Source organism: Microcystis sp. M31BS1, from assembly GCF_020245285.1.
GTDB lineage: Bacteria > Cyanobacteriota > Cyanobacteriia > Cyanobacteriales > Microcystaceae > Microcystis > Microcystis panniformis.
This window is the reverse complement of sequence record NZ_JADBVE010000187.1, coordinates 1-6,375: the sequence shown is the minus strand read 5'-3', so window position 1 is coordinate 6,375 and position 6,375 is coordinate 1. Positions and strand designations below refer to the sequence as shown.

At 38.5% G+C, this 6,375-nt stretch carries 9 protein-coding genes; 8 read left to right on the top strand and 1 reads right to left on the bottom strand.

Features of this window, described 5'->3' with window-relative positions:
* The 8 genes from IM509_RS10875 to IM509_RS10840 form a co-directional block, all read left to right on the top strand.
* The coding region (locus IM509_RS10875; RefSeq protein WP_272079333.1) for a proton-conducting transporter transmembrane domain-containing protein at positions 1 to 826 on the top strand (826 nt) is incomplete at its 5' end.
* Entirely contained in the window at positions 823 to 1,206 is a 384-nt protein-coding gene (locus IM509_RS10870; protein WP_193959127.1) for a Na+/H+ antiporter subunit E, read from the top strand. The genes IM509_RS10875 and IM509_RS10870, both read left to right, overlap by 4 nt.
* Positions 1,203 to 1,454: a hypothetical protein gene (locus tag IM509_RS10865; protein ID WP_002771873.1), complete on the top strand. Its 252-nt coding sequence runs from the start codon at positions 1,203 to 1,205 to the stop codon at positions 1,452 to 1,454. The genes IM509_RS10870 and IM509_RS10865 overlap by 4 nt, the downstream gene beginning before the upstream one ends.
* Positions 1,451 to 1,720: a monovalent cation/H(+) antiporter subunit G gene (locus IM509_RS10860; RefSeq protein WP_002752066.1), complete on the top strand. Its 270-nt coding sequence runs from the start codon at positions 1,451 to 1,453 to the stop codon at positions 1,718 to 1,720. Before IM509_RS10865 ends, IM509_RS10860 begins: the two co-directional genes overlap by 4 nt.
* Positions 1,721 to 1,728: 8 nt before the next feature.
* On the top strand, positions 1,729 to 2,271 hold the full coding sequence (locus IM509_RS10855) for a DUF4040 domain-containing protein (RefSeq protein ID WP_002761421.1): 543 nt from the start codon (positions 1,729 to 1,731) through the stop codon (positions 2,269 to 2,271).
* Positions 2,271 to 2,933, top strand: coding sequence for a Na(+)/H(+) antiporter subunit B (locus IM509_RS10850; protein ID WP_002745314.1), 663 nt, complete (start codon positions 2,271 to 2,273; stop codon positions 2,931 to 2,933). Before IM509_RS10855 ends, IM509_RS10850 begins: the two co-directional genes overlap by 1 nt.
* A gap of 271 nt (positions 2,934 to 3,204) precedes the next feature.
* The gene (locus IM509_RS10845; RefSeq protein ID WP_185237787.1) at positions 3,205 to 5,313 is read left to right on the top strand and encodes a DEAD/DEAH box helicase; all 2,109 of its coding nucleotides are present in this window, start codon (positions 3,205 to 3,207) and stop codon (positions 5,311 to 5,313) included.
* Positions 5,306 to 5,893, top strand: a complete 588-nt coding sequence (locus IM509_RS10840) for a DUF2290 domain-containing protein (protein WP_052277095.1) — start codon at positions 5,306 to 5,308, stop codon at positions 5,891 to 5,893. The genes IM509_RS10845 and IM509_RS10840 overlap by 8 nt, the downstream gene beginning before the upstream one ends.
* Here IM509_RS10840 and IM509_RS10835 read toward each other — a convergent pair.
* On the bottom strand, positions 5,864 to 6,375 hold a 512-nt coding region (locus tag IM509_RS10835), incomplete at its 5' end, for an RNA-guided endonuclease InsQ/TnpB family protein (RefSeq protein WP_287716921.1). The two genes, IM509_RS10840 and IM509_RS10835, sit on opposite strands and share 30 nt — an antisense overlap.

Sequence of the window (6,375 nt, the reverse complement as noted above, 5' to 3'; positions counted from 1 at the left end):
ATTATGGCTACCGATGACACACTCGGAATCGGAAACCTCCGTCTCGGCGCTGATGTCGGGGGTGGTGGTAAAAGCTGGCATTTTTCCCCTCCTGCGCTGTGCTTTAATCCTAGAGGATTTGGATGGACTAATTCGGCTTTTGGGGGTGCTAACGGCGATTTTTGGCGTGTCATACGCAGTGTTTGAAAAGGATAGCAAGCGGATGTTAGCCTTCCATACTATTTCCCAGTTAGGTTTTATTTTAGCCGCCCCGGTAGTCAGTGGTTTTTATACCCTTACCCACGGTTTAGTTAAATCTTGCCTATTTCTGTTAGCGGGAGTTTTACCCAGTCGCAATTTTAAAGAATTGCAGCAACAATCGCTCCCCAATTCTCTCTGGATTGCCCTAGTGGTTGCTAGTTTTTCTATCTCTGGATTCCCCCTATTATCCGGTTTTGGGGCAAAAGCGTTAACCATGAAAAATTTAGTCCCCTGGCAAGAGATTATGATCAATCTTGTGGCGGTGGGGACGGCGATTTCCTTTGCTAAATTTATCTTTTTACCCCACGCAGGTGGCGAAAGCAAACAGAAGCTAACTATCGGTTTCTGGACAGCAATAATTCTGCTCCTTGCCGCCCTATTTTTATCCAATGCCGTCTATGTTGAAGCTTATAATCTACCCAATATTATCAAAGCTTTAGCTGTCATCGGTGCCGGGTGGTGGTTATATCTGGGAGTTTTCAAAAAGTTATCCATAAAATTATCGCGAGCCTGGGAACAATTTGATAATCTCGTCGGTATGATGAGTATAATGTTAGTTCTATTATTTTGGATGGTATTCGCATGATCGGACATATAATTCTGCGTTTAACTATGTGGTTTTTGCTCACCGCTAATTTCACCCCTGCTAATATTATGATCGGGGTTGCTATTGCTTTTCTTTTGCCCCGTAATTTCGCCTCTAGCGAAACTTTAGGCGATTGGTTAAAGGTAATAATTAAAGTCTTTATGGCTATTCCCCAAGCTTATAAGGAAGCGTTTGAAATCATCTTTCGTCCCCACAAAGAAGAAGAAATTATTTTCGAGAGAATGTCGGGTAAACGTTCACCCAGATTGGCTTTTTGGGATATATTTCTCATTACCTTTACCCCGAAAACTATCGTCACCGAATACAAGGAAAATGAGGGTTATGAAGTTCATGTAATTAAACGGAGTTCCCAGGGATGAATATTGTTCTCATTGCCATGATTGTCGCTTTATTAATTCCCCTTTATGAAGTGGCAAGAAATGATGACATCTGGCAAAAAATGGCCGCCTTTGCCAGTGCTTCCAGTAAATCATCGATTATTATTCTAGTGGTGTCAGTTCTGCGGGATGATTGGATGATTGGAGTGGTAGCAGTGATTATTCTCAGTGTCGGTAATGCCGGCTTTATGTTATTAGCACAAATTCTTAAACGATTGAACGAATCATGATTGACATTTTCAGTTATATCTGCATCGCTATCGGAGTTTTTTTCTGGTTTTGGGGAACGGCGCATCTTTTAGACAAGCGCTCGGTATTATATAAATTACACGGTCTATCTGTCGCTGATACCTTGGGTTCCATGGCGATTATTTTCGGGCTACTTTTGAAAGTTCCCCAAAATTGGCCTTTATTATTATTGGCAATAATTTCCCTAGCAATTTGGAACACCATGTTAGGCTACGTTTTAGCTTATACTTCTAGCGATCGAGAGTAAAATTAAAGATGAATGAAAGTTATCTCTATGTTATTGTTGCCCTCTTGCCTTTAACTGCGGCGATGGTGATGTTACAATCTAATCCCTACCAAGCTCTAGTAATTCGCGGGGTTTTAGGGGCAATAGCAGCCTTAGTCTATGCTTTATTAGGGGCAGCAGATGTATCTTTAACCGAAGCTTTGATGGGAACCATGTTAGCCGTAACTCTCTACGCGGTGGCGATTCGTTCCTCTTTAGTGATGCGTTTAGGAGTAATTGCGGAGGAAAACGATACAGTTTTAGAACAGTTAAAAACTCAACTACAAACGGTTTTAAGTAAACGTTTTATGCGTTTAGAATTAGTTGCCTACAGTGATAAACAAGCTTTGCAACAGGCACTTATGGATAAGGATATTCATGCCGTCTGTATCCGTCAAGACAATCCAGAAACTATCTCCTACGAAACCACAATTAGATTACCCTATCTCTACGATATTTTTAAAAATGAATTAACGGCAGCCAACACAACTTTAACTTGTATTGAAACCCCAAAATTAGAGGAGAAACACTAATGAAATGGATTTACACTCTAGCCGCCATTGCCTTCGCTGTCAAAATGGTAATTATTCCCAATACTGCTTCCTCTGTATCATCCTTAGAAATTGTTAAATCCCTGGTGGACGACGGCGGTGTTCCTAATGCGGTTTCGGTGGTTATTTTTCGTAATCGTCTCTACGACACCATCTATGAAGTGGTTGTTTTTACCATTGCCATTATGGGGGCGAATTTTCTTTTAGCCACCGAAAAACCCGCCAGTAAAATCCATCAATTTACCGACCAACCTTCAATTATTTTAGCCCGTTTGGGGTCAACAATTGCCGCTTTAGTGGGCATTGAATTAGCTATCCGCGGCCATTTAAGTCCGGGGGGAGGTTTTGCCGCCGGAGTCGCCGGAGGTACGGCAATTGGTTTAATAGCAATTACCTCGTCTCCCGAATGGATGCAAGCAATTTATCGCCGTTGGCAAGCGGCAACATGGGAGAAAATTTCCGTCTTAGTTTTTATTGTTTTAGCCGCCATTACTCTCTCAGGATTTGAGTTACCCCACGGGGAATTAGGGGCGCTATTTAGTGGCGGCATTTTGCCGATACTAAACATTTTAGTCGCCGTTAAAGTAGCTTTAGGTTCCTGGGCAGTAATCCTCGTTTTTATCCGCTATCGCGGTTTATTGTGAGAGGTTAATATCTATATTTATAGAACGTAGGTTGGGTTGAAGCATGAAACCCAACGCCCACTCATGTTACGCTACCGCTAACCCATCCTACAAATAATTGTGCCTCCCTACTTAATAGCTATAATTTATAGCTTTAGGTCAAAACTGGGGATTAACCGATAATCATAACATGACTTGATGGTTGAAAAAATGCTATAGTAATTTTGTTGCCCTCCTCAAGAATCAATAGGCATCTAATGATTCTGCTAAAAGAACTCCCGAGGTAAAAATTATGGTTAACGTTATTCGCGGTTCTTCAGCTAAACCTGTATCTTCTCAAAGATTAGCTAAATATTTTGAGGAAAGAACAGATATAGAGGGAACATTGTATATCGGCTATCCTATTATTGGAACTCCCCAAGGAGGATATCAAATTGATGCTCTATTAGTCTCTCGTCAGCAAGGGGTTATTATTTTTAATATTGATGAGGGAAAAAATTATGATTTGGATATTGAAGGCACTCAAGACGAGAGCATAACCAAGTTAGAAGCAAAACTGCTGTCTTATAAAGAGCTTGTTCAAAAAAGAAAGCTAATAGTTAACATTTCTGTAGCCACCTATGCACCGATTTGGAATAATTATCCAGAAGGAATTAACCCAGAGGAATATCCTGTTCTTATTAAAGATAAAGATCTTGATGATTTTATCAAGAAATGTCAAGGCAATGATTCTGAATATTTCGAGAAAGTCAACTCAGTTATACAAGCTGTTACAACCATTAGAAAAAAAGACGCTCGCAGTTATGTTGTTAAACCAGATTCTAGGGGAGCAAAGTTAAAAAAATTAGAAGATTCTATCGCTAATCTTGATGAAACTCAAAATAAGGCTGTTTTAGAAACCACTAAAGGTGTACAAAGAATTAGAGGTTTAGCAGGTTCGGGAAAAACAATTGTCTTAGCGCTGAAAGTAGCTTATCTTCATGCAACTCATCCCGATTGGAATATTGCTGTTACCTTCTATACACGCTCGTTAAAGGATCAATACAAAGATTTAATTACTCGGTTTAGTTATGAGCATAAAAATTCCGAACCAGACTGGGAAAAAGTAAAAATTATTCACGCTTGGGGAAGTCCTGAGATAGAAGGAATTTATTATGAGCTATGTAAACGACATAATATTGAATATTTAGATTTTAGTCAAGCAAACAACCTAACATATTTGTTGAATGAAGACCCTTTTGAGTTTGTCTGTCAAAAAGCCTTCCGAGAGATTAAAAAATTTCATCAATATTATGATCTTATTTTAATTGATGAAGCTCAAGATTTTCCTCAAGACTTCTTAAGACTCTGCTATGAAATCTTGAAAGATGATAAACGTTTAGTTTATGCCTATGATGAGTTGCAAAGCTTAAATAGTAAAGTCATGGATTCTCCCGAAGTTATTTTTGGAAATGATAACCATGGTAATCCTAGAGTTAAATTGGAGAATTTACCCAGCGAACCCCAACAAGATGTAGTTTTAAATACTTGTTACAGAAATTCTCGTCCTATTCTTTCCTCTGCTCATGCTCTAGGTTTTGGAGTTTATTATCCACAGGGACTAATTCAAATGTTTGATAATCGTCAATTATGGCAAGATATTGGTTATGAGGTTGAAGAAGGAGAATTAAAATCAGGAGAATTTGTTAAACTGATTAGAACCCCCAAAACCAGTCCTAAATTCCTTGAAGAACATTCTTCTATCGATGATATTATCAACTTTAAATCTTTCGATAACAATCAGGAGCAATTTGAATGGCTAGTGGAACAAATTGCCAAGAATCTCAAGGAAGATGAATTAAGATGCCAAGATATTATGGTTATCCATCCAATACCTAAAAATGCTCGCAACGTTTTTGGAAAAGCTAGAGAAATGTTATTTACAAAAAATATTAATTCTCATTTAGCAGGTAGCACATCTTCTCCCGATGAGTTTTTTCAAGAAAACTCGATTGCTTTTACACAGATTTATCGTGCAAAAGGCAATGAAGCGGCAATGGTTTATTTCATTAACGCTCAAGAATGTTTATCTGGTTCACAAATTGCTAGTAACCGCAATATTTTATTTACAGCGATGACTAGAAGTAAAGCTTGGTTAAGAGTTATTGGTTATGGAGCAAATATGCAAGCTTTAGAGAGGGAATTTCAGGAAATTAAATCGAGAAATTTTGCTCTTGAGTTTACCTATCCAACCCCCGAAGAACTTCAACAAATGAAGAAGGTTTATCGAGATACTCTTAATACCAAGAGAGATAAAAATGACAGGGAAAAGCAAGCAATATTAGCTAAGGCTAAACGGGGTGAAATACGATTTTCAGCAGATGAAATAAAAATACTAGAAGAATCGTCTAGAAATGCTTAATGTTCAGAATATCTTTAAAGATGTTAAAAATTTAACGGCTAAATTGATAGAAGTAGGATTATCAAGTCAGCAGAACTTTCCGACTTTGAATAAATTGAGTCAAAATATTTCTGAGATTAGCTATGCCAATAGTTCCGACTTATCCATTGCCCTAAAAAATGTTGCCTATCAAGATATTTATGATGAGCTTGATCGCGGGAAGAATTATAATATTAAAATGATTGATGGAGCCTTGATTCAATTACTTTATCGCTTCCAAGGATCGCAGTTATTATCCCATAGACTAGCTTTCTTCTCATCCCCTTATTTAGAATCTTTTCAAAATGAGCCAGAACTATATGAAGAAGACGAGATATTTGCCGATATTATCGCCAAAAATATTGTAGCTGTACCGATTAGATTTGATTACGATCCTGATAATTTTCAAGAGATTCATCACCCCAGATGTCATCTCACCCTAGGACAATTCAAAAACTGCCGAATTCCAGTGTCCTCCCCTTTAACACCCAGCATATTTATTGCTTTTATCCTTCTTGACATACTCCCACCGTCAAGCTACGCTGTGACGGGGGATTCTTGACCTATCACTATCGGAAATTCCTTGTTCAACGAGACAGCTTAGATTCTCAATGTCTCCATTAAGAATCCAGAGGCCGGACTCTCCCAAGGCGTTTGGGTCGGTTTCTGTTTGCCCAACAGTACCGTTGAGATGATTTCCCAAATATTGCAACCCTTTTTTAAGAATATTTATTGCTGCATTATGATCCCTATCTAAGACTGTTTTACAATTGGGGCATTGATGAGTTCTAGTGCTTAATGTTTTTTGAACTCTCGTCCCACAAACTGAACAATCTTGGCTAGTGAAATGGGGAGGAACAGCAACACAAACAATCCGATAAATCTTGGCAAAATAATTCAACCATTCAGTGAATTGATACCAAGAAGCATCACTAATCGACTTGGCAAGCTTACGGTTTTTGACTAAGTTTCTTACCTTTAAAGCCTCATAGACTACCAGATCATTAGACTGGACTAACGCCAAAGCGTCTTTAATTGCTTTGT

Bases quoted from the DNA above. Each gene is read 5' to 3' on its own strand.
- IM509_RS10870 (WP_193959127.1), top strand. From the start codon at position 823: ATGATCGGACATATAATTCTGCGTTTAACTATGTGGTTTTTGCTCACC.
- IM509_RS10865 (WP_002771873.1), top strand. From the start codon at position 1,203: ATGAATATTGTTCTCATTGCCATGATTGTCGCTTTATTAATTCCCCTT.
- IM509_RS10860 (WP_002752066.1), top strand. From the start codon at position 1,451: ATGATTGACATTTTCAGTTATATCTGCATCGCTATCGGAGTTTTTTTC.
- IM509_RS10855 (WP_002761421.1), top strand. From the start codon at position 1,729: ATGAATGAAAGTTATCTCTATGTTATTGTTGCCCTCTTGCCTTTAACT.
- IM509_RS10850 (WP_002745314.1), top strand. From the start codon at position 2,271: ATGAAATGGATTTACACTCTAGCCGCCATTGCCTTCGCTGTCAAAATG.
- IM509_RS10845 (WP_185237787.1), top strand. From the start codon at position 3,205: ATGGTTAACGTTATTCGCGGTTCTTCAGCTAAACCTGTATCTTCTCAA.
- IM509_RS10840 (WP_052277095.1), top strand. From the start codon at position 5,306: ATGCTTAATGTTCAGAATATCTTTAAAGATGTTAAAAATTTAACGGCT.